Here is a 23,998-nt window from a genome sequence, read left to right as displayed (position 1 = left end):
CCGCGGCGCTTTACCCATTCGGGTTAGAGCCCGCGCGCCGATCCCCGGGCCCAGGCGGCGCGCAGCGGGCCCTCCAGCCTGTCGGGAGAAAGGCCCGAGAGCGTCACCTCGGTCCAGCCCCGGGCGCCCCAGGCATTCGGGACCGGCCTGACATGGCCGGGCAGCAGGGCCGCGTAATGCGCCTGTTCCTCGGGCGAGAGGTTGAGATTGGCGCTGAGCCCGTCGGCGGCCAGCGAGGCATAGATCCGCCGCACGCGAAAGGCGGCGCGGTCGAAATGCGGCGCCTCCCCGGTGCCGGGGAGGGCCAGCGCCATCGTCCGGAACTCGGCTCCGGTCACGCGCCCTGTTCCGACCAGCGGCGCTGCATTTCCTCGGGGGTCAGGGCCTCGACATTCTGCGACAGCATCCAGCGATGGCCGTAGGGGTCCAGCAGCACGGCGCTGCGCTCGCCGAAGCTCTGCGTCGCGGGCGGGCGCAGGACCAGCGCACCGGCGGCCTCGGCCCGGGCGGTGGCGGCATCGGCATCCTCGGTCGCCAGATGCAGCGTGACGGCGGTGCCGCCCAGCGTGTCGGGGCTGATGGCGCCGAAATCGGGGTATTCGTCGGCGATCATGACCAAGGCGCCTGCGATGCGCAGCTCGGCATGGCCGATACGGCCATCGGCGGGATCGGTCATGCGGAAGATCTCCTCGGCGCCGAAGGCCGCCTGATAGAACGCGAGTGCCGAGGCGGCATTGCGGCAGACCAGATAGGGGCTGAGCGAAAGAAGGGCGGGCATCGGCGACTCCGGTTGGGGGTTGACGGCGAATTATGTTACGTTACGTTTCGTAATATGACCCGTCAACCCGTTTCCCGCCGCGGCCCAGGCCGCCCCCCCTCGGCCGAGGCCCGCGACAAGGCGCTGGAGGCCGCCCGCGCCATCCTGACCGAGGAGGGGCTGGGACGCCTGACCATGGATGCGGTGGCGCAGCGCTCGGGCGTGGGCAAGCCCACGCTCTACCGCCACTGGGCCCATGCGCTGGAGCTGGCGATGGCGGCGCTGATGCTGGATGCCGAGGATCCCGAACCGCGGGGCGATACGCTGGCGCTGCGGCTGCGCGGTCAGCTGAGGGCGCTGGTCGCGACCTTCGCGGCGACGCGGGGGCGGCAGATCGCCATGGCGCTGGCGGCGTCCGACCCGGAAAGCGAGATCAGCCGCGCGTTCCGCAATCAGGTGATCCTGGCCAGCCGGGAGACGGGGCGGGGGTTGTTGCAGGGAAGGGTGGCGGAGGCCGAGATCGAGACGCTGCTCGACATGATCTACGGGCCGCTCTTCTACCGGCTCCTGACCGGGCACCTGCCCCTGGACCGCGACTTCGCCGACGGGCTGGCGGCGCTGGCCCTGCGGCTGGTGGAGGGCTGAGGCGTAGGATGGGCAATATTGCCCATCCTACCGGCGTCGTCTCAGAGGCTGGCGTCCAGCGCGGCGATGATCGCGTCGCCCATGGCAGCGGTCGAGACCGGGGTGCCGCCCTCGGGGCCCATCAGGTCGCCGGTGCGCAGGCCATCGGCCAGAACCTTCTCGACGGCCTTTTCCAGGCGATCGGCTTCGGTCAGTTCGTTGAACGAATAGCGCAGCGCCATGGCGAAGGACAGGATGCAGGCGATCGGGTTGGCCTTGCCCTGACCGGCGATGTCGGGCGCCGAGCCGTGCACCGGTTCATACAGCGCCTTCGGGCGGCCATTCGCCATCGGCGCGCCGAGCGAGGCCGAGGGCAGCATCCCCAGCGAGCCGGTCAGCATCGCCGCCAGATCCGACAGCAGGTCGCCGAACAGGTTGTCGGTGACGATCACGTCGAACTGCTTCGGCCAGCGGGTCAGCTGCATGGCGCCGGCATCGGCGTACATGTGGCTCAGCGCCACGTCCGGGTATTCCTTGTCGTGGATCTCCTGCACGACCTCGCGCCACAGGACGCCCGATTCCATCACATTGGCCTTCTCCATCGAGCAGACCTTGTTGCCGCGCTTGCGGGCCAGTTCAAACGCCGAGCGGGCGACGCGGGCGATCTCGCTCTCGGTATAGCGCTGGGTGTTGATGCCGACGCGCTCATTGCCTTCGGTGAAGACGCCGCGCGGTTCGCCGAAATAGACGCCCGAGGTCAGCTCGCGCACGATCATGATGTCGAGCCCGGCCACCACGTCCTTCTTCAGCGAGCTGAAATCGGCCAGCGCGTCGAAGCACTGGGCCGGGCGCAGGTTGGCGTAGAGGTCCATCTCCTTGCGCAGGCGCAGGAGGCCGCGCTCGGGCTTCACGGCGAAGGGCAGGCTGTCGTATTGCGGGCCGCCGACGGCGCCCAGCAGCACGGCGTCCACCTCCTGCGCCTTTTCCATGGTCGCATCGGTCAGGGGCGTGCCATGCGCGTCATAGGCGCAGCCGCCCACCAGATCCTCGCTCACGTCGAAGGCAAGCCCGCGCTTGTCACCGTACCAGGCGATGATCTTCTTCACTTCGCCCATGACTTCGGGGCCGATGCCGTCGCCGGCCAGGATCAGGATGGAAGGGTTCGCCACGGGGGACTCCTGTCAATACGGATGCGAAAGCGGCCTAGCCTGCCTCTGCCGCGCGGTCAAGCGCGCGCCGGTTTTCGTGTCTTTTCCGGCCCCGACTCCGTGCTACTCTGCCGTCTGATCCCTTTTCAGCAGGTTCTTTCCATGCGCTTTTCCCTTGTCCTCGCCCTGTGCCTGACGGCCGGTGCCGCCCAGGCCGATGGCGGGGTTACCGTCCCCCTGCCGACGCTGCCGCCGATGACCCAGGGCGAGCAGGAGCACCTGCTCATGCAGCTGGTCGTCGCCAATGTCGTGCAGAGCAATTGTCCGGGGGGCAGCGACAACAGCGCCGAATGGGCGCTTCTGACCGGCACCGCCGATCTGATTGCCGAGAGTCTGGGCCTTGATGCCAACGCCTATGACGACCGTTTCTATCACCCGGCCTTCGACATGCTGGACAAGCCCGAGACCTGCGCGCGCGAAATGCCCCGGGTGCAGCCGCTGATCCGTCGGCTGATCGCCTGGGGCGGATCGCTCGACGCGACGCCGATCGAATAGGGCTCAGCGGCGCAGGTCCATCGCCGGGACCAGCGCCTCGGCCAGCAGGTCCCAGACCCGGCGGATGCGCGGTGTCCGGCGCATGGCCTCGTGTGCCGTCAGCCAGACGGGCAGGGTGGGCAGGCTCACCCCGAGGTCGATCTCGACCAGATCGGGGTCGCGCTGGCCCAGGCTGCGCTGGATGAAGCCGATCCCGGCCCCCGCCCGGATCAATTGCCAGCTGGTCGCCACATCGTCGCAGCGAAAGGCGAACATGTCCTTCGTGGCAGGCAGGCCCAGCGCCCGCATCCCGTCCAGCAATAGCGTCTCGCGGTCCTGGCCGATCAGGTCGTGCGTCGCGGTCTCGGCCACGCCGCGGGGCAGGCCGCGCCGCTGGATGTAGTCGCGGGAGGCGAAGGCGCCGATGGCCGTGTCGCCCAGATGCCGGGTCACCAGATCCTGCTGCGTCGGGCGATACATGCGGATGGCGATATCGGCCTCGCGATACAGCAGGTTCGAAGAGCGGTCGGACGGCACCAGCTCCAGCGCGATGCGGGGCTCGGCCCGGCGGATCGCGGTCAGGATGCGCGGCAGGTGAAAGACCGAGACGGCGACCGAGGCGGTCAGGCGCACGCTGCCCTCCAGCCTCTCCTCGCGCCCGGCGGCGGCCAGCGCCATGGCGTTCGCCGCCTCGCGCATCGCCCGGGCGGGCGAGAGCAGGGCATTGCCCGTCTCGGTCAGGGCCAGGCCGCGCGGCTGGCGGTGGAAGAGGTCGGCGCCCAGCTGCGCCTCCATGGTCCGGATCTGGCGGCCGAGCGTCGGCTGGCTGCGGCCCAGCTGGCGGGCGGCCGAGGACAGGCTGCCGGTCTCGGCCACGGCGAGAAAGGCCTGAACCAGCGACCAGTCGAGGGAAGCGAGCGTATCCATACATTTCTGAATACAGGATATGCGCGGCCATGCAATTTCATTCAGGGTGTCGCGGGGGCATATCAGGGGGGCAAAGGAGATGTCCCATGACCCAGACCGCCCTGATCCTCGGCGCCCGTGGCAAGATCGGCCGCCATTTCACCAAGGCCTTCCAGGACGCTGGCTGGCAGACAAGGGCCTACACCCGCGGCACCGACATGGCCGCCGCGGCGCAGGGCTGCGCGGTGATCGTCAACGGGCTGAACCCGCCCAATTACCACGCCTGGGACCGGATCCTGCCCGCCATCACCACCGAGGTTCTGGCCGCCGCCAAAGCCTCGGGCGCGACGATCCTCTTTCCCGGCAATGTCTATGTCTTCGGCACCCAGCCCGGCCCCTGGGACGAGACGACTCCGCACCGGCCGGTGTCCCGCAAGGGCCGCATCCGGGCCGAGGTCGAGGCCCGCTACAAGGCTGCCGCGGCCGAGGGGGTGCGCACGATCATCGTCAGGGCGGGGGATTTCATCGACCCCGACACGGCGGAATCGCTGATCGACATCGCCACGCTGCGCAGTTTCGCCAAGGGCGTCGTCACCTCGATGGGCGATCCCGACGCCGCGCATGCCTATGCCTATCTGCCCGACATGGCCCGCGCCGGCGTCATGCTGGCCGAAAAGCGCGCCGCGCTGCCAGCTTTCTGCGATGTGCCGTTCCCCGGTCACACCGCCTCGACCCGCGACCTGATGCAGGCGCTGCACGGGCTCACCGGCCGCAAGCTCAGGCTGGGCCATTTCCCGTGGTGGGCGATCCGTCTGGCCGCGCCGGTCTGGGAGCTGGGGCGCGAGCTGGGCGAGATGCGCTACCTCTACGACACGCCGCACAGCCTGTCCGGCGCCCGGCTTCGGGCGCTGCTGCCCGAGTTCCGCGAAACCCCGCTCAGCGAGGTTCTGCGTGCCGTGTTGGCGCGGCGGCAGGGTTTCGCGGCTGCGGCGTGACTTGCGGGGGCGGCTGCGTTAGGCTGCCCTTCCGACGCCATCGACACAGGAGAGATTGATGTCCAAACATCCCCTCGACCATGATCGCGGTGCCTCGAAAGGGCGGCTGGAAAGGTTCACCGCCGCCGCCAAGGCCGACATGCCCAGCAAGGCGACGATGGCCTTGCAGCAGCGCCCCCGGACGCAGGGCGACGGCAAGCTGAAAGCCTTCTCCCGGATCGAGAAGACCGGCAGCGGGGCCTAAAGGTCGCTGCCCCAGTCGGCCGCCTGCATCTCGCGCAGGCGGCTGGCCGTGCGTTCGAATTCGAAGGCGCCCGCACCTTCGGCATAAAGCCGTTCAGGCTCGTCGGCGGCGCTGGCGATCAGGCGGACCTTGGCCTCGTACAAGGCGTCGATCAGCGTGACGAAGCGCTTGGCCTCGTTGTAATTCGACGCCGACAGCATCGGGATATCCTCGAGGATCAGCACCCGCACCTTTTCCGCCAGCGACAGGTAATCCGCCGGACCCAGCGGCCGCCCGCAGAGATCCCAGAACGAGGCCCGGGCCACCGCGTTGTGATGGCGCGGCACCTCGACCTGACGGCCCTGCACGCTCAGCACCAAGGGCGTGCCGGTCGCATGGCCGGTCAGCTCGTGCCAGAGCGTGTCGATCGCCGCCCGCGCGGCGGAACCGGCGGGGGTGAAATAGACCTGCTGGCCGGTCAGCCGGTGCTGGCGATAATCCGTCTCGCTGATCAGGTCGATCACGTCCATCTTCTGGCGGATCAGCGCGATGAAGGGCAGGAACAGCGCCCGGTTCAGCCCGTTCTTGTACAGATCCTCGGGCACCCGGTTCGAGGTGGTGACGATCACCACCCCCGCCTCCATCAGCATCTGGAACAGACGGCCCACGATCATCGCATCGGTGATATCGGTGATCTGCATCTCGTCGAAGGCCAGCAGCCGCAGATCCTCGGCCACTTTCTTCGCCACCGGGGCCAGCGCATCGTCAACACCGGTCTTGCGGGCCTCGTGCATGCCGTGGTGGATTTCCTGCATGAAGGCGTGGAAATGGACCCGGCGCTTGGCCTCGATATCCACGGATTTCTCGAACAGATCCATCAGCATCGACTTGCCGCGTCCGACCCCGCCCCAGAGGTAGAGACCCTTGTAACCCTCGGGCGCCTTCTTGAAGAAACCGCCCAACAGGCCCTTCTTCACCGGCTGCTCCAGAAAGGCGCGCCGTTCCTCCAGCGCGGGCAGGACGGCGCGCTGGGCGGCGTCGGGATGCAGCTCGCCCGCCGCCACCTTGGCGTCGTAGATCTCGGTCAGGGTCAGTCGGGCGTTCTGTGTCATCCGGCTGACTTAGCGCGCCGCTGCGGCCAAGGCCAGCATGCGCCGGTATACAGGGGCGAAATCCCCGGCCGGCGGGCGCGCCAATTGCCGCCGGCCCCGCCGTCACGGGGGCGCAACCCCGCTTCTGCCCTTGCCTCACCCGGTGCGCATTCGGTAACGGTGGGCCGTGTGAAGCAAGGGAGATTGAGATGGCCGACGATCCGCGCACGCTGGTGTCCACCGAGTGGCTGGCCGCGCATCTGAACGATCCCGATCTGCGGCTTCTGGATGCCTCGTGGCATTTCGCCGATTCGGGCCGCAACGCCCGGGAGGAATACGAGGTCGAGCATATTCCCGGCGCCCGTTTCTTCGATATCGACGAGATCAGCGACCAGCGCTCGGCGCTGCCCCACATGGCCCCCCCGCCCGAGAAATTCATCAGCCGGATGCGGGCGATGGGCGTGGGCGACGGCCATCAGGTCGTGGTCTATGACAGCAAGGGCATCTGGTCGGCGCCCCGCGTCTGGTGGACCTTCCGCCTGATGGGCAAGACCGATGTCGCGGTGCTGGACGGCGGCCTGCCCAAGTGGAAGGCCGAGGGCCGCCCGCTGGACGACATGCCGCCCGTGGTCCGCGACCGCCACATCACCGTCCAGCGCCAGGCGCATCTGGTCAAGGACGTGAGCCAGGTCGCCTCGGCCTCGAAACTGGGTGACTGGCAGATCGCCGATGCGCGGTCCGCCGAACGCTTCCGGGGCGAGGCCGCCGAACCCCGCCCGGGCCTGCGCGCGGGTCATATCCCCGGCGCGAAAAGCGTGCCGTTCCTGACGCTGCTGAACTCCGACAACACGATGAAGGACGAAGCCGGGCTCCGCGCCGCCTTCGAGGCCGCGGGCGTGGATATCGCCCGCCCGGTCATCACCTCCTGCGGGTCGGGGGTCACGGCGGCGGTGCTGTCCTTGGCGCTGGAGATCCTCGGCAACCGCCAGCACGCGCTTTATGACGGGTCCTGGTCGGAATGGGGCATGTACCCCGACCTGAAGGTCGAGAAGGGCTGAGATGACGCTGTACCGGGCCGGCCAGTCGATCGACTACCGCGTCACCTGGCTGGAGATGACCAAGCGGCCGGGCTTCGGCTGGCCACCGCTGCCCCTGGGGCGCGAAGGGCTGCTGGTCCGCGCCGATGCGCCGCCGGTCTGGTGGTTCCTGTCGCTTTATGACGCGGTCGGACGCGATTATGCCTGGACCGACCAGCACGCCCGCCCTGCGGCCGAGGTCGAGGCCTGGATCCAGCACCCCGAGGTCGCGCTCTATGCGCTGATGTCGCGGGGCTGGCCGCAGGGTTTCTTCATGCTCGACGGGACCGAGGCCGGGACCTGCGACCTTGCCTATTTCGGACTGGTGCCGCAGGCGGTGGGGACCGGGCTGGGGTCCTGGCTGCTGAAGACCGCGCTGCTGACCGCCTGGGAGCGGCCGGACACGCGGAAAGTCACCGTCAACACCTGCACGCTGGACCATCCCCGCGCCCTGCAGCAATACCAGCGCATGGGCTTCTCGCCCGTGCGGACCGAGGTGAAATCGCGCAAGCTGGTGCAGGATTTCACCGCCTCGCAACCCCTGACCTGAGGATCCTGCCATGTTCCAGACGCTCACCCCCCCGCCGGGCGACCCGATCCTCAAGGTGATGACCCTCTACCGCGAGGATCCGCGCACGGCCAAGGTCGACCTCGGCCTCGGCGTCTACAAGGATGCGCAGGGCAACACGCCGGTGATGCGCGCGGTCAAGGCCGCCGAACGGCGCCTGGTCGAGACGCAGGAAACCAAGACCTATACCACGCTCTCGGGCGATCCCGCCTTCCGCGCGGCGATGGCCGGGCTGGTGCTGGGCGACAGCGTGCCCGCCGCGCGTCTGGCGGGCAGCGCCGCGACCGGCGGCACGGCGGCGGTGCGGCTGGGGCTCGACCTGGTGGCCAAGGCCCATCCCCACGCCACGATCTGGATCTCGCAACCGACCTGGCCCAACCATTTCGCCCTGACCAAGGCCGCGGGCCTCTCGTTCAAGACCTACCGCTATTACGACGCCGAGAATGGCGTGGTGGATCGCGCCGGCATGTGGGCCGATCTGGCCGGGGCGCAGGCGGGCGATGTGGTGCTGGTGCATGGCTGCTGCCACAACCCGACCGGGGCGGATCTGAACGCCGAGGATTGGGCGCAACTCGCCGATTTCTGCGCCGAGACGGGCGTGCTGCCCTTCGTCGACATCGCCTATCAGGGCTTTGGCGACGGGCTCGATGCCGATGCCGCGGGCGTCCGGATGCTCGCCGCGCGGGTCGAGCGGATGATCGTCGCCGCCTCGACCTCGAAGAACTTCGGCCTCTACCGCGAGCGGACCGGCTGCTGCCTGGTCATCGCGCCGGAGGGCGAGCGCGCCACGGTCCAGGGCAATCTGGAGGTGCTGAACCGCCAGGCGATCAGCTTCCCGCCCGACCACGGCGCGCGGGTGGTGACGATGATCCTCGAGGATCCGGCACTCCGCGCCGATTGGGAAGCGGAACTGACCGAGATGCGCGACCGGATGAACCGCCTGCGGCGGCTGCTGGCCGAAGCCCTGCGCGATGCTTCCGGCTCGGACCGCTTCGGCTATCTCGCCGACCAGCGCGGCATGTTCTCGCTCTTGGGCGGGGACGATGCCCAGATTGAGCGCCTGCGCGAGGAATACGGCGTCTATGTCGTCGGCGGCGGACGGCTGAACATGGCGGGCCTGACCGAGGAGAGCATCCCGATGGTGGCCCGCGGCATCGCCGCAATCCTTTGACGGCACCTCGGGTGGCAGCGGAGCAGGGGGGCCTTCTGCCCCCCTCGGCCTGCGGCCTCACCCCCCGAGGATATTTGCAGAACAAAGATGCGCAATTTGAGTCAAATTGTCTGCGCCTTTTCATTCTGCTGAAAATACGCCCTTCCGGAGGAACCGTGCCTCAGGCGAGACGGGCGAAATCGCGGATCGCCGCGGCGGTGCTGTCCGGGTCTTCAAGGTTCGGCGCATGGCCGCAGCCGGGCAGCACTTTGACCGATCCCCGTTTCGCCGCGCTGGCGATCCAGGCGCCGGTCTCGGGGGCATAGACCCGGCTCTCGGCGCCGTGCATCGCCAGCAGCTGCAGGTCCAGTGTCGGGATGGCCTCCCTCAGGTCCACCGCCACCAGCGATTCCCAGAAGCACGCCATGGCCTCGGGGTCCTGGCGGCGGATCCCGGCCCCGATCTGCGGCGGCGCGCTTTCGGGGCGGGCGAACATGCCCTGGGCGATGGCGCGCGCGGCGCCCGGCCAGTCGGCGCGGAAGCGGGCGGCGCCGCGGGCGGCTTTCTCGGCGCTCTGGCCGCGCATCGGGAAATCCCAGCCGGGCGCGGGCAGGGGGCAGGGCGACATGTCGAGCGAGACCATGCGCGCCACGCCCGCGCCGCCCCCGGCCAGGTAGCGCCAGCCGATCAGCGCGCCCAGCGACCAGCCGACCAGCGTGGCGCCCTCTATCCCCTGCTCCGCGATCAGATCGCCCAGCTGCGCCACGCCGCCCTCGACCGAGGGCGCGTAGCCCGTGGTCTCGCCATGTGCGGGCAGGTCGGGGGCGTAGCAGCGCGCAGGAAGCCGCTCCATGACCGGCGCCCAGATCCCGCCGGTCATGGTCCAGCCGTGCAGCAGGATGACCGGCGGGGCGCCCGCAGGGCCCCGGATTGTCACGCGGGACTCGCGCGTCACCGGGTTCCCCGCAGGCGGCCGACGATGCCGGTGGGGAAGAAATAGACCGACAGGATGAAGAGGATGCCCAGCCACAGAAGCCAGCGGTCGGGGCTGAGGAGGTCGGGGATCAGCGGCAGGGCCGAGGTTGCCTCGGACATGCCGCCCATCAGCGTTTTCAGGTAGTTCTGCGCCAGCACGAAGATCGCCGTGCCGACTACCGCGCCATACATCGTCCCCATGCCGCCGATCACCACGATGAGCAGGATGTCCATCATGATCTCCATCCCCAGCGTGGTCGCCGGGCCCACGTAGCGCAGCCAGATGGCGAAGAGCGACCCCGCCAGTGCCGCGATCATCGCGCTGAGGCAGGTGGCGAGCGCCCGGTAGAGGACGACGCGGTAGCCGATCGCCTCGGCCCGGAAGGCGTTTTCGCGGATCGCCTGCAGGACGCGGCCGAAGGGCGAGTTGACGATGCGCAGCATCAGCAGGAACAGCGCCAGGCAGCAGAAGAACACGAGGTAATAGTTCAGGATCTTGCCGTTGATCCCGGTGCCCATCACCTCGCCCAGCCGGAAGGCCGGGGTCAGTTCGCGCGGGATGCGGATGTTCATCCCGTCCTCGCCGCCGGTGATGGCCGACAGCTGGCTGACCAGCACCGCCACGGCCGAGGCGATGGCGAGCGTAATCATGGCGAAGAAGATCGCCCGCACGCGCAGTGACAGCAGCGCGATCAGCAGCGCCACCAGTCCCGCCGCGACCATGCCAGCCAGTGCGCCCACCGCCAGCGCCGGGTATCCCGTGCCCATCCGCGCCGTGGCGATGGCGACGCCGTAGGCGCCCATGCCGAAGAACATGGTATGGGCGAAGCTGACGATGCCGCCATAGCCCAAGAGCAAGTCGTAGCTCGCCACCAGCACGATGAAGATGCAGATCCGGGCGGCGGTTTCCAGCGACCGCGAGCCGGGGAACAGGAAAGGCGCGAAGGCCAGCGCCAGCAGGATCAGCGCCAGCAGCACCGCCAGCACCGGGCTTTTCGGGGAATCGCCGGAAAGAATGCGCATCATCGTCACTTCGCCTTCACCACCGGGACCATGCCCATGGGCCGCCACATCAGGATCGCCACCATCAGGGCGATGTTGGAAATCAGGGCCAGTTTCGGCTCCATGAAAGCGGCGTAGTTCTGCACCAGCCCCACGGTCAGCGCGCCGATGAAGCAGCCCTCGACCGAGCCGAGGCCGCCGATGATGACCACGATGAACACGAGGATCATGATCTCGTTGCCCATATGGGCGGTGATGACCTCCTGATAGAGCGCCCACATGACGCCGCCGAGGCCCGCCAGCGCCGATCCGGCGATGAAGACGCCGACGAAGACGCGGGTGATGTTGTAGCCCAGCGCCTGCACCATCTCGGGGTTCTCGACGCCCGCGCGGACGATGAGGCCCAGCTTGGTGCGTCTGAGCACCAGCCTGAGCGCGAGGAACACGATCAGCCCCACGGCGACCGCGACCAGCCGGTATTTCTCCAGCGCGGCGCCGGCGAAGGTGATGGCGCCTTTCAGCGTCTCGGGCCTTGCGATGACGATCTCATGCCCGCCCCAGATCACATAGATCAGCTGTTCGGCGACAATGAGCCCGCCCATGGTGACGAGGATCTGCTTGAGGTGGCTGCCATAGACCGGGCGCACGATGGCGCGCTCGAAGGCCCAGCCCATGCCGCCGGTGACGATCATCGCCGCCAGCACCGCCCCGGCGATGGCCAGCAGGTTCAGGAGTAGCGAGGGTGCGCCGGTCATCTGCCCCAGCGCCAGCAGCACGGTGGTGCCGACGAAGGCCCCGAACGAGATGAAGGCGCCGTGCCCGAAGTTGATGACATCCATCAGGCCGAAAACCAGCGTCATCCCCGAGGCGATGACGAAGATCATCATCCCCATGGCGAGGCCGGAGACGGTCAGCGTCAGCCACGACGATTGCGAGGGGATGATCAGGTAGCCGATGACGATCAGCACCGGCACCAGCAGCACCGGCAGCCAGGGCCGCAGCCGTTCGGCCAGCGGCAACTTGGTCATCGTGGGGGCATGGGTGGGGGCGGAATCGGTCATGCGGTTTCCATCTTCAGGCCCATCAGGCGTTCCTGCAGGCCGGTGTCCGAGGCCAGCTCGGTCATGCGGCCGGTCCAGATGATCCTGCCGTCATCCATGACCGCGACATGATCGCCCAGGGCCTTGGCCAGCGAGAAATTCTGCTCGACCATCAGGATCGAGGCGCCGCGGTTCTTCAGGTCTTTCAGCGCCTTGGCCAGCGTGGCGACGATGGCGGGGGCCAGCCCCTTGGAGGGTTCGTCGATCAGGTAGAGTTCGCGATCCTCGACCACCGCGCGGGCGACCGAGAGCATCTGCTTCTGCCCGCCGGACAGGGTGCCTGCGGCGGATTTCCAGAAGGTGCGCAGCGCCGGAAAGGCCTCGAAAATCCAGTCGAGGCGTTCGGGGATCGGCTGGCCGGACAGGGCGGCGAGGCGGATGTTCTCCTCGACCGTGAGGTCCGAGAAGATCCCCATATCCTCGGGTACGAAGCCGATGCCGCGCCGGGCGATCTGCGCGGGGTTGAGGCCGTTGATCGGCGCGCCATCGAGCAGGATTTCGCCCTGATGCGGCTTCCACAGCCCCATGATGGTGCGCAGCGTGGTGGTCTTGCCCGCGCCGTTGCGGCCCAGCAGCATGGTCACCGCGCCGCGTGGCACATCGAGGTCGACGCCGTGCAGGATGTGGTACTGGGCGATGTCGGTCTTGACGCCCTTCAGCCTGAGAATGGCGTCAGACATCGGTCAGTTCCTTGCCGAGATAGGCCTCCTGCACCACGGCCGAGGCCATGACCTCGGCCGGTTTGCCATCGGCCACCAGCGCGCCGTTGTGCAGGACGATGATGCGGTCGGCGAGGCTGCGGATCACGTCCATCTTGTGTTCGACCAGCAGGACGGTGGCGGCGGGGTCGGCCTTGATCCCGGCGATCAGGTCCAGGATGACCGGCGCCTCCTCGACCGACATGCCGGCGGTGGGTTCGTCGAACATGAAGACCCGGGGCTTCAGGGCGATCATCGCCGCCACCTCCAGCTTGCGCTGGTCGCCGTGCGACAGGGCGCTGACATTCTGGTCGCGCAGCGCGGTCAGGCGGACGCGGTCCAGCACCGCCTCGGCTTCCTCGATCAGGTCGCGGTGGCCCATCGCCATGGTCCAGAGGTTGAAGCCCCGCCGCTCGCGCGCCTGGATGACCAGGCGGACGTTTTCCAGAACGGTGAGGCGGGGGAAGAGGTTGGTCAGCTGAAAGGCGCGGCCGAGCCCTGCCTCGGTCCGGGCCGAGGGCGAGAGGCCGGAAATGTCGCGGCCCATGAGCGTCACACGGCCCGAGGTGGCGCGGATCTGGCCCGAGATCAGGTTGAAATAGGTGGTCTTGCCGGCGCCGTTGGGGCCGACGATGGCGGTCAGCTCGCCGGGGGTGAAGGCGCAGCTCACGCGGTCCACGGCGACATGGCCGCCGAAGCGCACGGTCAGATCCTGGGTGACGAGAGAAGGCTGGGGCATGGCAGGCCTTTTCGAGGGGAGGGTGGCGCGTGCGGCAAGGTTCGGGGGGCCAGCCCCCCGAGCCCCCCGGGATATTTGAAGAACAAAGATGAGGGGGGCGCGCGGCGGACGCCCCCCGGCCGATCAACGCCCGATCACTGGTTGCGGATCGGGATGTCCATCATGTCGGGCGTGATCTCGCGCACCAGTTCCGGCACGGCCCATTCGACGCCGTCATGGATGGCGATGCGGAAGTGGTACATGGATTGCATGGCCTGATGGTCCTCGGCGCGGAACCACATCTCGCCCTTGGGCGTCTCGAAATGCATGCCCTCCATGGCGGTGATCAGATCCTCGGCATCGGTCGAGCCGCCGCTGGCGCGCAGGGCCTCGACGATGGCGATCCCGGCCGCCATGCCGCCTGCGGTGAAGAAATCGGGCGGGGTGCCGTAGCGTTCCATGTGCTGTTCGACGAACCATTGGTTCACCGGATTCTGCGGGATCTCATAATAGTAATAGGTCGCGCCCTCCATGCCGGGGAAGTCGCGGTAGCTGACCATCGCAGGCAGGATGTTGCCGCCGGTGGCCATCTGGATGCCGAACCGGCCCGGGTCCATCGCCTGGATCCGGCTCATCGGGTTGTTGCCGCCCGCCCAGATGACGAACAGGCGACGGTCGCCTTCGTGTTCCTGCAGGGCGTTGAAGATGCGCTCGGCGGCGGCGGTGAAATCGGTGGTGTCGGTGGGCGCGTATTCCTCATGCACCAGCCGGGCGGGGGTGCCTTCCAGCGCTTCGCGGAAGGCGGCGATGCCGTCGCGGCCGAAGGCGTAATCCTGCGCCAGCGTGGCGATCACCACGCCCTCCTGCCCCAGGGCGATGGCGTTCGAGATGGCGTCCTGGCTGGAGTTGCGCCCGGTGCGGAAGATGTAGCGGTTCCAGTCGGCGCCGGTGATCGAATCGGCCACCGCCGGTTCCACCAGCAGGATGCGCTCGTATTCCTCGGCCACCGGCAGCATGGCCAGGGCCACGCCCGACGAGGTGGGGCCGACGGCGATATCGGCGCCATCGTCGCCGAAGGCCTGCGCCAGCAGGGCGCGGCCCAGATCGGGGCGCAGCTGGCTGTCATATTCGGTGACAACCAGATCGTTACCCTCCACCTGCATCGTGCCTTCGGTGGCGTATTCGAGGCCCATCATCAGGCCGATCTGGCTTTGCGCGGCATAGGCTTCCAGCGCGCCGGTCATGTCGTGGATATGGGCGATGCGGATCTCGTCGGCCATGGCGGGGGCGGTGGCCAAGGCAACGAAGGCCGCGCTCAACAGCAATCTCATGAATTCCTCCCTGTTCGCAAACATGAACAATGATTCATGTTTCACTTAGGGATGCCGGGCGAATCCCTTTCTGTCAAGGAAACTTTGGCCGGTTCGGTTGAACTCGGGCGCCGAGGGGTTAGATTGGCGGCGGAAAGCACCGGAGTTACCGCCATGGATCGCCATCTCGAAACCGTCGCCCCTACCGCCACGATTCGGGAAATTCTCCATGTCTGCCCTGACCTCCGTCACCCTTGCAGCGCTCGGCTTCCTCAAGCCTGACGGCGCGCCGCTTTTCACCGATCTGTCCCTGTCCTTCGGCCCCGGGCGCACCGGGCTTGTCGGCCGCAACGGCACCGGCAAGACCACAGTGTTGCGCCTCATCGCCGGAGAGGTGACGCCCGCCTCGGGGCAGATCCTGCGCCATGGCCGGGTGGCGATGCTGCGGCAGGTCCATGCCGGGGACCAGACGCTGGCCGACCTGTTCGGCGCGCGCGCGGCGCTGGCGCTCCTCGACCGGGCCGAGGCGGGCGCGGCCAGCGCCGAGGATCTGGCCGAGGCCGACTGGACCCTGCCCGCGCGGCTGGAGGCGGCGCTTCTGGCGCTGGGGCTGGCGATGCCGCCAGGGACGCCGCTTGCCGCCCTGTCAGGCGGTCAGGTGACCCGTGCGGCGCTGGCGGCGGCCCTGTTCGACGCGCCCGACATCCTGCTGCTGGACGAGCCCACGAACAACCTCGATGCCGAGGGGCGGGCGGCGGTGCTGGCGGCTCTGGCCGCCTGGGGCCGGGCGGCGATCGTCGTCAGCCATGACCGGGAACTGCTGGAGCAGATGGATGCCATCGTCGAGCTGACGACGCTGGGCGCGGCGCGGTTCGGGGGCGGCTACAGCGCCTATCGCGCGCAGAAGGCGGTGGCGCTGCAGGCGGCCGGGCAGGCGCTGGACCATGCCGCGCGCCAGCAGGACGAGAGTGCGCGCCGGGCTCGGCAGGCGGCCGAACGCAAGGCGCGCAGCGATGCCGCGGGCCGGCGGGTGCGGGCGCGGGGCGATCAGCCGAAGCTGTTGCTCGATGCGCGCAAGGACCGGGCCGAGGGCACCGACGGGTCCGGCGCCCGGCTGCGCGAGGCGCGCGCGGCCGAGGCCGGGGCGGCGCTGGAGGCGGCGCGGGCCAAGGTCGAGATCCTGCAGCCGATGCGGATGGACCTGCCGCCGACCGGCCTGCCGCGCGACCGGATCGTCCTGCGGCTGGACCGGGTGACGGGCGGGCACGACCCGGCGCACCCGGTGATCCGCGACCTGTCGCTGGTGCTGACCGGGCCCGAGCGGCTGGCGATCACCGGGCCGAACGGGGCGGGGAAATCGACGCTGATGGCGCTGATTACCGGGGCGCTGGCACCCCTGACCGGAACGGTGGAGCGGCCGGTTCCGCTGGCGATGCTCGACCAATCGGTGAGCCTGCTCGACCCGGCCGAGACGCTGCGCGAGGCCTTCCTGCGGCTCAACCCCGGGGCGGACGAGAACAGGGCGCGGGCGACGCTGGCCCGGTTCCTGTTTCGGGCCGAGGACGCCTTGCAGACGGTCGGCGCGCTTAGCGGCGGGCAGCGGCTGAGGGCCGGGCTGGCCTGCACGCTGGGCGGGCCGCGGCCACCCTCGCTGCTGTTGCTGGACGAGCCGACGAATCACCTGGACCTCGACGCGACCGAGGCGCTGGAGGCGGCGCTGGCCGGTTATGACGGGGCGCTGGTGGTGGTCAGCCACGACACCCGTTTCCTTGAGGCGCTGGCGCCGACAAGGCGGCTGGCGCTGGGCTAGTCCCGGGGGCGGAGCGGGGCGCGCGAGCGGTCGTTGCCCGCCTCGGTGGTGCGTCTGGCGAGGGTGACGAAGGCCGCGACCTCCGCAGCCGAGAGACCGGCGAGGATGTCGTGCTGCAACGCCTGAACCTCGGGGATCAGGCGTTGCAGCAGCGTTGCGCCGCTGTCGGTCAGGGCCAGTTGCCGGGCGCGGCGGTCCTGTGGGTTGATCCGGCGTGCGACCAGATCCTTGGCGACCAGCCGGTCCACCACACCGCCGATGGTCACCCGGTCATGGGCGATGAGCCCGGCCAGCGTCGCCTGGTCGATCCCGGGGTTTTCGGACAGGGCCACGAGGGCCGCGAATTGCACCGAGGTCAGGTCGAGCCCCAGGCGCTGCATGCGCTCCTGAAACACCGACATCGAGATCTGGTTCAGGCGGCGGATCAGGAAACCCGGCATGGCATGGACGATGGACATGGGCCAAGGATACGCGGCGCGGGGGCTTTGACAAGCATGCTGATCGTTAGCATACTACCCAAATGCCGGGCCGCGGCCGGGGCGAGGGGGATGTCATGATGCAGCAAGGACCGCAGGGGCAGGGGTGCCTTGCCGCCGCCACCGGCGCCCGCGCTTCGGTCTTCCCTACGGGCCCCCGCCGCGCTAGGCCTGACAGCGGCGGCCGGGGGATTGGCCATCGCCCTCCCCGACCCGATCTCACGCCGTCCCCGGACAGGCAGGAACACGACAAGGAACGCGCCCGATGACCGATTATCTCTTCCCGCCCGCGCCGGTGCACAGCGTCAAGGTGCTGGGCCAGAGCGCCGAATACCCGGTGAACCGCATTTTCTGTGTCGGCCGCAATTACGAGGCCCATGCCGCCGAGATGGGTGGCACGGTGGACCGCGAGGCGCCGTGGTATTTCACCAAGACCCCGGCCGGGGCCTTCTGCGCCTCGGGTGCGACGGTGCCCTATCCGCCGGGCACCTCGAATTTCCATTACGAGATGGAGCTGGTCGTCGCCGTCGGGGCGCCGGTCTTCAAGGGCGATCTGGCGGCCGGGCAGGCGGCGATCTTCGGCTATGGCTCGGGGCTGGACATGACCCGGCGCGACCGCCAGCAGGACGGCAAGGACAACCGCCGCCCCTGGGATCTGGGCAAGGATGTCGAACAATCGGCGGTGCTGACGGCGCTGACCCCGGCGGCCTCGATCCCCTCGCTGGCCGGGCGGCGCATCCATTTGTCGGTGAATGGCCAGATCCGCCAGGACGCGACGCTGGACGAACTCGTCTGGTCCCCGGCCGAGGTCATCAGCCATCTGTCGCATTATTATCACCTGATGCCCGGTGACATCATCATGACCGGCACCCCCGCGGGTGTCGGCGCCGTGGTGGCGGGCGACGTGATTACCGGCGGCATCGACGGGCTGGAGCCCATCGCCCTGACGCTGGGGGTGGCGGAATGATGACGCTTCACGGCTATTTCCGTTCGTCCTCGAGCTATCGCTGCCGGATCGCGCTGAACCTCAAGGGGCTGGCCTATGAGCAGGTGGCGGTGCATCTGGTCAAGGACGGCGGGCAGCAGAAATCCCCCGCCTACAAGGCCCTGAACCCGCAAGGTCTGGTGCCGACGCTGGAGGTGGACGGGCTGGTGCTGACGCAATCCCCCGCCATCCTCGAATGGCTGGAGGAAACCCATCCCGAGCCCGCGCTCCTGCCGACCGGCGCTGCCGACCGCGCCGCGGTCCGGGCCTTCTGCGCCGTCATCGCCTGCGAGATCCATCCGCTGCAGAACCTGCGCGTGCTGCAATATCTGGACACGGCGTTCGGTCAGGGGGCCGAGGGCAAGGAAATCTGGTGCCAGCGCTGGATCGGCGACGGTCTGGCCGCCTGCGAGGCGCTGCTGGCCAAACGCCCCGCCAGCCGCTACGCCTTTGGCGAGGCGCCGGGCATGGCCGAGGTCTATCTGCTGCCGCAGATCTTCGCCGCGCGGCGCTTCAAGGTCGATCTGTCAGCCATGCCGCGGCTGAGCGCGATTGCCGAGGCCTGCGAGGCGCTGCCGGCCTTCGCCGAGGCTCATCCCAGCCGTCAGCCCGACGCCGAATGAGCCAAGCGCGCCCCGCAAAGAGTGACCGATCGGTCAACAAATAATGCTTGCAGGAATCGTCGCCGCATGGAACCTTGCACTCGCAACAAAGCGGGGGCGAGGAGCGTCCGCGGCGGGGAATGCACGACAAACAAAAATATGTTGGCAATATAATGCGACGTGTGCCATCACTTGCAACATAGTGCCAGCCTTGTGTCTTTGGGAGGAACACACATGACCAAGCGCAGAACGATCCTGGGTCTGATGGGTGCCGCGGCGGCGGTGGCCCTCACGGCCGGTACGGCCTCGGCCCAGGAATTCACCCTTCGGATGCACCAGTTCCTGCCGGCGCAGGCCAATGTGCCGCGCGACGTGCTGGACGTCTGGGCCGACAATGTCGAGCGCGACTCGAACGGCCGCATCCGCATCGAGCGCTACGCCTCGATGGCGCTGGGCGGCACCCCGCCCGAGCTGATGGATCAGGTCATGGACGGCGTGGCCGACATCATCTGGACCGTGAACGGCTACACGCCGGGCCGCTTCCCGCAGACCGAAGTCTTCGAACTGCCCTTCATGGTCGCCGATGCCCGCGCGGCCTCGTCGGCGCTGTGGCAGATGTATGAAGAGCACATGCAGGACGATTTCGCCGGCGTGCACATGCTGGCCACCTGGGTCCACGGCCCGGGCATGTTCCACACCAACCGTCCGGTCATGCATCCCTCGGACCTGCAGGGCATGAAGATCCGCGGCGGCTCGCGCGGGGTGAACGACCTGCTGGCGCTGGTCGGCGCCGAAGCGGTCGGCCTGCCGGTCTCGGGCGTGCCGGAAGCGCTGTCGCGCGGCGTGATCGACGGCACCACGATCCCGTGGGAAGTGACCACCGCGCTGCATGTCTCGGAGCTGGTGCATAACCACACCGAATTCGAAGGCCCGGCGCTCTATGTGCTGACCTTCTCGTTCGCGATGAACCAGGACACCTACGATTCGCTGCCCGAGGACCTGCAACAGGTCATCGACCAGAACTCGGGCCTCGAATTCTCGATCTTCGCGGGTGGCACGCAGGCCGATGCCGACGGTCCGGCCCGTCAGATCGCCGTCGATGCGGGCAACAACATCGTCACCGTGTCCGAAGCGGACGCGGCCGAATGGCGCACGCTGGTCGAGCCGCTCTATGCCACCTGGGTCGCCGACATGAACGGCCGCGGCATCGATGGTCAGGCGCTGATCGACGAAGCCCAGTCGCTGATGGCCGAATACGAAGCGGCGCACCAATAAGCCGCAGAGGCACCAAGAAGCCTGGGGGCGCGGTCACAAGCCGCGCCCCTCTCGCACCAACGATTGTACGGGGCATCAGGGAGGACAGTATGCCGCATTTTTCCAAGATCGCAGGCCTTGCCAGTGCCGTGGCGCTGAGCGCGCTGACCGCGGGCGCCGCGCTGGCGCAGGAGGTCACGCTGCGCCTGCACCAGTTCCTGCCGCCGCAGGCCAATGTGCCGGCGCTGGTGCTGGACGTCTGGGCCGACACGATCGAGCGTGAATCCGAGGGCCGTATCCGCATCGAGCGTTTCCCGGCCATGGCGCTGGGCGGCACCCCGCCCGAGCTGATGGATCAGGTGATCGACGGCATCGCCGACATCGCCTGGACCGTGAACGGCTTCACCCCCGGCCGCTTCCCGCGCACCGAGGTCTTCGAACTGCCCTTCTTCGTGCAGGATGCCCGCGCCGCCTCGGCCGCCTATTGGCAGATGTTCACCGAGCATATGGCCGATACCGATTATCAGGACGTGCATCTGCTGGCGACCTGGGTGCATGGCCCGGGCGTGATCCACTCGAACCGGCCGGTCAACACCATCGCCGACATGCAGGGCCTGAAGCTGCGCACGCCGTCGCGGATGGTCGGGCAGCTGTTGCAGATCCTCGGGGCCGAGCCGATCGGCCTGCCGGTCACCATGATCCCCGAAAGCCTGTCGCGCGGCGTCATCGACGGCGCGGTGATCCCGTGGGAGGTGACGACCTCGCTGCGCGTGCCGGAACTGGTCAACAACCACACCGAGTTCGAGAATTCCTATCCCTATACGGTGACCTTCACCCTGGCGATGAACCGCGAGGTCTACGAGGGGCTGCCGGACGACCTGCGCGAGATCATCGACCGCAACTCGGGCGCCGACCTGTCGGTCTTCGCCGGTGGCACGCAGGCGGATGCGGACATTCCCGCCCGTCAGCTGGCGGTCGATAACGGCAACAACATCATCACCATCCCCGAGGCCGATGTGGCGGCCTGGCGCGAGGCGGCGCAGCCGGTCTACGACAGCTGGCTGGCCGACATGCAATCGCAGGGGATCGACGGTCAGGCGCTTCTCGACGAGGCCCGCCAGCTGATGGCGGATTATCAGGCCTCGCACTGACCGCGGGGCAGCGACAGGCCCGTCCGCCTGAGTGCGGGCGGGCGGCAACCTGAAGGACCCGAGGGACGGGACACGCATGTTCGCAACGATACACAGGATCTTCTACGGCATCGCCTGGCTGATGGCCGTGATCGGCGGCCTGGTGCTGACCATCTTGGTGCTGATGCTCTGCCTCTCGATCATCGGGCGCGAGGCCTCGGACCTGCTGCATTCCACCTGGATGCAGTCGACCATGCCCGGCCTCGCCCGGCAATTGCTCGACGCGGGCGTCGGGCCGATCTTCGGCGATTATGAGCTGCTGGTCGGCGGGCTGGCCTTTGCCGTGTTCTGCTTCCTCGGCTGGTGCCAGATCACCGCCGGGCATGCCACGGTCGATGTCTTCACCTCGGGCCTCAGCGACCGGACCCGGCGCTGGATGCAGGTGCTGATCGAGGCCTTGTTCGCCGCGGCGCTGGTCCTGATCGCGGTGCAGCTCTACGACGGGATGAACACGCTGGCGCGGCGCCGCTCGACCACCTTCCTGCTGCAATATCCGCTGTGGTGGAACTATGCGCTGGCCCTGGTGCCCGCCATCGCCACGGCCGCGATTGCCGTCTACATGGCCCTGGTCCGCCTGGCCGAGGCCGTCACCAACCGTACCCTCATCGCCACCGCCGGAGCAGACCATTGAGCAACCTTGCGATCGGCATCCTGTCCTTTCCCGTCCTCCTCGGCCTGATTTTCGTCCGCGTGCCGATCGGCCTGTCGATGTTCGTCACCGGCTTCGCCGGCTACTGGATCATCGACGGCTCGACCCGTGTGCCACTGGCCCAGCTGAAGAACGCGGCCTATTCGACCTTTGCCAGCGAATCGCTGGCCGTGGTGCCGATGTTCCTGCTGATGGGCTATTTCGCCACCATCGGCGGCATGTCGAAGGCGCTGTTCAAGGCGGCGGAATCCTTCGTCGGCCACCGCAAGGGCGGGGTCGGCATCGCCGCCGTCGCCTCTTGCGCGGGGTTCGGGGCGATCTGCGGCTCGTCGCTGGCCACCGCCGCCACCATGGGCCGCGTGGCGCTGCCGGAACTGCGGCGCTTCGGCTATGACGGCGGCATCTCGACCGCGCTTCTGGCGGCGGGCGGCACGCTGGGCATCCTGATCCCGCCCTCGGTGGTGCTGGTGATCTACGCCATCCTGGCCGAGCAGAACATCGCCAAGCTGTTCCTTGCCGCCTTCGCGCCCGGGATCCTGGCCGCCATCGGCTACATGATCGTCATCTCGATCTATGTCCGCATCTACCCCGAGCGGGCGGGCACCGCCGAGCGCGTGCCGATGGGCGAGCGTTTCAAACTGCTGTGGCAGGTCTGGCCGGTGATCCTGGTGTTCCTGGCCGTGGTCGGCGGCATCTATGGCGGTGTCTTCACCCCCACCGAGGGCGCGGCGGTCGGGGCGCTGGGCACCGGCCTGATCGCGCTGGCCAACCGGGGCCTCAACCTGAGGACGCTGCTGGAAAGCTTCACCTCGACCGCGCGCTCTTCGGCGATGATCTTCTTCATCGTCTTCGGCGCGGCCTTCTACAACGGCTTCCTCGCCCGCACCCAGGTGCCCAACGCGCTGAGCGACTGGGTGGTCAGCCTGGGCCTGGCGCCGGTCGCCGTGCTGCTGCTGATCCTCGCCATCTATCTGGTTCTGGGCTGCGTCATGGACAGCCTGTCGATGATCCTGCTGACCATCCCGATCTTCTTCCCGATGATGATGGCGCTGGATTTCGGCATGCCCTCGGAACATGTCGCCATCTGGTTCGGCATTCTGGTGCTGATCGTGGTCGAGACGGGGCTCATCACCCCGCCGGTGGGGATGAACCTGTTCATCATCAACGCCATGGACCGGCTGACGCCGATGACCCACACCTACAAGGCGGTGTCGTGGTTCGTGGTGTCCGACCTGATCCGCGTGCTGATCCTGGTGGCCTTCCCGGCGATCACGCTGTTCCTGATCCCCTGATCCCTGAAAACCCCGGTGGCCAAGGCCCCGGGGTTTTCTTGACTCGATATAGTTACGAGATGTAATTAATATCCAACATAACCTTGGGAGGAGGTTTCCATGCAAATCGACGGACAGATCGCCCTTGTCACCGGTGCCGGCAGCGGCCTGGGTGCCGCCACCGCGCGGCTGCTGGCTGCCCGGGGCGCCAGGGTTGCGGTGCTCGATTTCGACGGCGGCAAGGCCGATGCGGTCGCGGCCGAGATCGGCGGCTTCGGCGTGCAGGCGGATGTCGGCTCCGAAGCGGCGGTGGCCGCGGCTTTCGACGCGGTGAAGGCCCATTACGGCGCCGCACCCCGGGTCGCCGTGAACTGCGCCGGGATCGGCGTCGCCGCCCGGATCGTCGGGCGCGAGGGCAAGATGTCGATCGACCTTTTCGAGAAGGTGATCCGCGTCAACCTGATCGGCAGCTACATCGTCATGTCCTATGCCGTGAAGGGCATGCAGGAGCAGGACCCCCTGGACGGCGGCGAACGGGGCGTGGTCATCAACACCGCCTCGGCCGCCTGGCAGGACGGTCAGGTCGGGCAATCGGCCTATTCGGCCTCGAAAGGCGGCATCGCCTCGATGTGCCTGCCCGCCGCGCGGGAACTGGCGCGCTCGGGCATCCGGGTCATGGCCATCGCGCCCGGCCTCTTCAACACCCCGATGATGGAGAGCCTGCCGGAGGAAACCACCCGCCAGATCACCGCCAACATCCCCTTCCCGGACCGGCTGGGCCATCCCTCGGAATACGGGCTGATGGTCGCCCAGATCGTCGAGAACGCCTATCTCAACGGCACGACGATCCGCCTTGACGGCGCCACCCGCCTGCCGCCGCGCTAAG

Annotated in this window: 27 protein-coding genes; 15 read left to right on the top strand and 12 right to left on the bottom strand. The window is 68.3% G+C overall.

Translation table 11 applies throughout. The annotated features are described in order from the left end of the window. Positions 1-23: 23 nt before the first annotated feature. Together DDE23_RS07680 and DDE23_RS07675 are read right to left on the bottom strand one after the other, a co-directional pair. Entirely contained in the window at positions 24-338 is a 315-nt protein-coding gene (locus DDE23_RS07680) for an MmcQ/YjbR family DNA-binding protein (RefSeq protein ID WP_107751385.1), read from the bottom strand. Beyond that, positions 335-778, bottom strand: coding sequence for a VOC family protein (locus tag DDE23_RS07675; protein ID WP_107751384.1), 444 nt, complete (start codon positions 776-778; stop codon positions 335-337). The genes DDE23_RS07680 and DDE23_RS07675 overlap by 4 nt, the downstream gene beginning before the upstream one ends. A 54-nt stretch (positions 779-832) precedes the next feature. Here DDE23_RS07675 and DDE23_RS07670 point away from each other — a divergent pair, with 54 nt between their 5' ends. Next, positions 833-1,402, top strand: coding sequence for a TetR/AcrR family transcriptional regulator (locus DDE23_RS07670; protein ID WP_107751383.1), 570 nt, complete (start codon positions 833-835; stop codon positions 1,400-1,402). 41 nt (positions 1,403-1,443) lie between these two features. Here the strand turns inward: DDE23_RS07670 and leuB are convergent, their stop codons facing one another. After that, positions 1,444-2,550: a 3-isopropylmalate dehydrogenase gene (gene leuB / locus DDE23_RS07665; RefSeq protein WP_107751382.1), complete on the bottom strand. Its 1,107-nt coding sequence runs from the start codon at positions 2,548-2,550 to the stop codon at positions 1,444-1,446. Between the two features lie 141 nt (positions 2,551-2,691). Here leuB and DDE23_RS07660 point away from each other — a divergent pair, with 141 nt between their 5' ends. After that, positions 2,692-3,084, top strand: a complete 393-nt coding sequence (locus tag DDE23_RS07660; protein WP_107751381.1) for a hypothetical protein — start codon at positions 2,692-2,694, stop codon at positions 3,082-3,084. Positions 3,085-3,087: 3 nt separating this feature from the next. Here the strand turns inward: DDE23_RS07660 and DDE23_RS07655 are convergent, their stop codons facing one another. Then, entirely contained in the window at positions 3,088-3,990 is a 903-nt protein-coding gene (locus DDE23_RS07655; RefSeq protein WP_107751380.1) for a LysR family transcriptional regulator, read from the bottom strand. Between the two features lie 86 nt (positions 3,991-4,076). Here DDE23_RS07655 and DDE23_RS07650 point away from each other — a divergent pair, with 86 nt between their 5' ends. Together DDE23_RS07650 and DDE23_RS07645 are read left to right on the top strand one after the other, a co-directional pair. Next, positions 4,077-4,964 (top strand): NAD-dependent epimerase/dehydratase family protein, encoded by an 888-nt coding sequence (locus DDE23_RS07650; RefSeq protein ID WP_107751379.1) that lies wholly within the window; start codon positions 4,077-4,079, stop codon positions 4,962-4,964. Between the two features lie 58 nt (positions 4,965-5,022). Continuing rightward, complete coding sequence (locus DDE23_RS07645; protein ID WP_107751378.1) at positions 5,023-5,208, top strand: hypothetical protein; 186 nt, start codon at positions 5,023-5,025, stop codon at positions 5,206-5,208. Here the strand turns inward: DDE23_RS07645 and zapE are convergent. Next, a complete protein-coding gene (zapE, locus tag DDE23_RS07640; protein WP_107751377.1) occupies positions 5,205-6,299 on the bottom strand; it encodes a cell division protein ZapE in 1,095 nt (364 codons plus the stop codon). The two genes, DDE23_RS07645 and zapE, sit on opposite strands and share 4 nt — an antisense overlap. Before the next feature lie 188 nt (positions 6,300-6,487). Between zapE and sseA the strand changes: the two genes are divergently transcribed. From sseA to DDE23_RS07625, 3 genes are read left to right on the top strand one after another with little or no spacing between them, the layout of a single operon-like run. Next, positions 6,488-7,336 (top strand): 3-mercaptopyruvate sulfurtransferase, encoded by an 849-nt coding sequence (gene sseA / locus DDE23_RS07635; protein ID WP_107751376.1) that lies wholly within the window; start codon positions 6,488-6,490, stop codon positions 7,334-7,336. Position 7,337: 1 nt separating this feature from the next. Further along, complete coding sequence (locus DDE23_RS07630) at positions 7,338-7,904, top strand: GNAT family N-acetyltransferase (protein ID WP_107751375.1); 567 nt, start codon at positions 7,338-7,340, stop codon at positions 7,902-7,904. Between the two features lie 10 nt (positions 7,905-7,914). Next, a complete protein-coding gene (locus DDE23_RS07625; protein ID WP_107751374.1) occupies positions 7,915-9,093 on the top strand; it encodes an amino acid aminotransferase in 1,179 nt (392 codons plus the stop codon). A 160-nt stretch (positions 9,094-9,253) separates the two neighbouring features. Here DDE23_RS07625 and DDE23_RS07620 read toward each other — a convergent pair whose 3' ends face one another. From DDE23_RS07620 to DDE23_RS07595, 6 genes are all read right to left on the bottom strand, one after another. Then, positions 9,254-10,027, bottom strand: coding sequence for an alpha/beta fold hydrolase (locus DDE23_RS07620; protein ID WP_107751373.1), 774 nt, complete (start codon positions 10,025-10,027; stop codon positions 9,254-9,256). Beyond that, positions 10,024-11,073: a branched-chain amino acid ABC transporter permease gene (locus DDE23_RS07615; protein WP_107751372.1), complete on the bottom strand. Its 1,050-nt coding sequence runs from the start codon at positions 11,071-11,073 to the stop codon at positions 10,024-10,026. The genes DDE23_RS07620 and DDE23_RS07615 overlap by 4 nt, the downstream gene beginning before the upstream one ends. A gap of 2 nt (positions 11,074-11,075) precedes the next feature. Then, on the bottom strand, positions 11,076-12,110 hold the full coding sequence (locus DDE23_RS07610) for a branched-chain amino acid ABC transporter permease (RefSeq protein ID WP_107751371.1): 1,035 nt from the start codon (positions 12,108-12,110) through the stop codon (positions 11,076-11,078). Then, the gene (locus DDE23_RS07605) at positions 12,107-12,829 is read right to left on the bottom strand and encodes an ABC transporter ATP-binding protein (RefSeq protein ID WP_107751370.1); all 723 of its coding nucleotides are present in this window, start codon (positions 12,827-12,829) and stop codon (positions 12,107-12,109) included. The genes DDE23_RS07610 and DDE23_RS07605 overlap by 4 nt, the downstream gene beginning before the upstream one ends. Further along, positions 12,822-13,586: an ABC transporter ATP-binding protein gene (locus DDE23_RS07600; RefSeq protein WP_107751369.1), complete on the bottom strand. Its 765-nt coding sequence runs from the start codon at positions 13,584-13,586 to the stop codon at positions 12,822-12,824. The genes DDE23_RS07605 and DDE23_RS07600 overlap by 8 nt, the downstream gene beginning before the upstream one ends. A 134-nt stretch (positions 13,587-13,720) precedes the next feature. After that, entirely contained in the window at positions 13,721-14,896 is a 1,176-nt protein-coding gene (locus tag DDE23_RS07595; RefSeq protein WP_107751625.1) for a substrate-binding domain-containing protein, read from the bottom strand. 208 nt (positions 14,897-15,104) lie between these two features. On the opposite strand from DDE23_RS07595, the gene DDE23_RS07590 reads away from it, so the two are divergent. Continuing rightward, the gene (locus tag DDE23_RS07590; RefSeq protein WP_107751368.1) at positions 15,105-16,685 is read left to right on the top strand and encodes an ATP-binding cassette domain-containing protein; all 1,581 of its coding nucleotides are present in this window, start codon (positions 15,105-15,107) and stop codon (positions 16,683-16,685) included. Here DDE23_RS07590 and DDE23_RS07585 read toward each other — a convergent pair. Then, entirely contained in the window at positions 16,682-17,143 is a 462-nt protein-coding gene (locus DDE23_RS07585; protein WP_238149926.1) for a MarR family winged helix-turn-helix transcriptional regulator, read from the bottom strand. The two genes, DDE23_RS07590 and DDE23_RS07585, sit on opposite strands and share 4 nt — an antisense overlap. Positions 17,144-17,426: 283 nt before the next feature. On the opposite strand from DDE23_RS07585, the gene DDE23_RS07580 reads away from it, so the two are divergent. The 7 genes from DDE23_RS07580 to DDE23_RS07550 all read left to right on the top strand — a co-directional run bounded on the left by DDE23_RS07580 (position 17,427) and on the right by DDE23_RS07550 (position 23,997). Next, positions 17,427-18,128 (top strand): fumarylacetoacetate hydrolase family protein, encoded by a 702-nt coding sequence (locus DDE23_RS07580; protein WP_107751367.1) that lies wholly within the window; start codon positions 17,427-17,429, stop codon positions 18,126-18,128. Next, positions 18,125-18,769 (top strand): maleylacetoacetate isomerase, encoded by a 645-nt coding sequence (gene maiA, locus DDE23_RS07575; RefSeq protein ID WP_337589830.1) that lies wholly within the window; start codon positions 18,125-18,127, stop codon positions 18,767-18,769. The genes DDE23_RS07580 and maiA overlap by 4 nt, the downstream gene beginning before the upstream one ends. Before the next feature lie 213 nt (positions 18,770-18,982). Next, entirely contained in the window at positions 18,983-20,023 is a 1,041-nt protein-coding gene (locus DDE23_RS07570) for a TRAP transporter substrate-binding protein (RefSeq protein ID WP_170121816.1), read from the top strand. Between the two features lie 89 nt (positions 20,024-20,112). Next, positions 20,113-21,153 carry a TRAP transporter substrate-binding protein gene (locus DDE23_RS07565; RefSeq protein ID WP_107751365.1) on the top strand — a complete coding sequence of 347 codons (1,041 nt, stop codon included), beginning with the start codon at positions 20,113-20,115 and terminating at the stop codon, positions 21,151-21,153. Positions 21,154-21,229: 76 nt separating this feature from the next. Next, positions 21,230-21,823 (top strand): TRAP transporter small permease, encoded by a 594-nt coding sequence (locus DDE23_RS07560; RefSeq protein ID WP_107751364.1) that lies wholly within the window; start codon positions 21,230-21,232, stop codon positions 21,821-21,823. Continuing rightward, positions 21,820-23,133: a TRAP transporter large permease gene (locus tag DDE23_RS07555; protein WP_107751363.1), complete on the top strand. Its 1,314-nt coding sequence runs from the start codon at positions 21,820-21,822 to the stop codon at positions 23,131-23,133. Before DDE23_RS07560 ends, DDE23_RS07555 begins: the two co-directional genes overlap by 4 nt. 99 nt (positions 23,134-23,232) lie before the next feature. Next, positions 23,233-23,997 (top strand): SDR family NAD(P)-dependent oxidoreductase, encoded by a 765-nt coding sequence (locus DDE23_RS07550; RefSeq protein ID WP_107751362.1) that lies wholly within the window; start codon positions 23,233-23,235, stop codon positions 23,995-23,997. The last annotated feature ends 1 nt before the right edge of the window (position 23,998 follow it).

The sequence above is a fragment of the Pararhodobacter aggregans genome (assembly GCF_003075525.1).
Lineage (GTDB): Bacteria > Pseudomonadota > Alphaproteobacteria > Rhodobacterales > Rhodobacteraceae > Pararhodobacter > Pararhodobacter aggregans.
The sequence above is the reverse complement of the archived record's forward strand: the minus strand, read 5'-3'. Positions and strand labels throughout refer to the sequence as shown.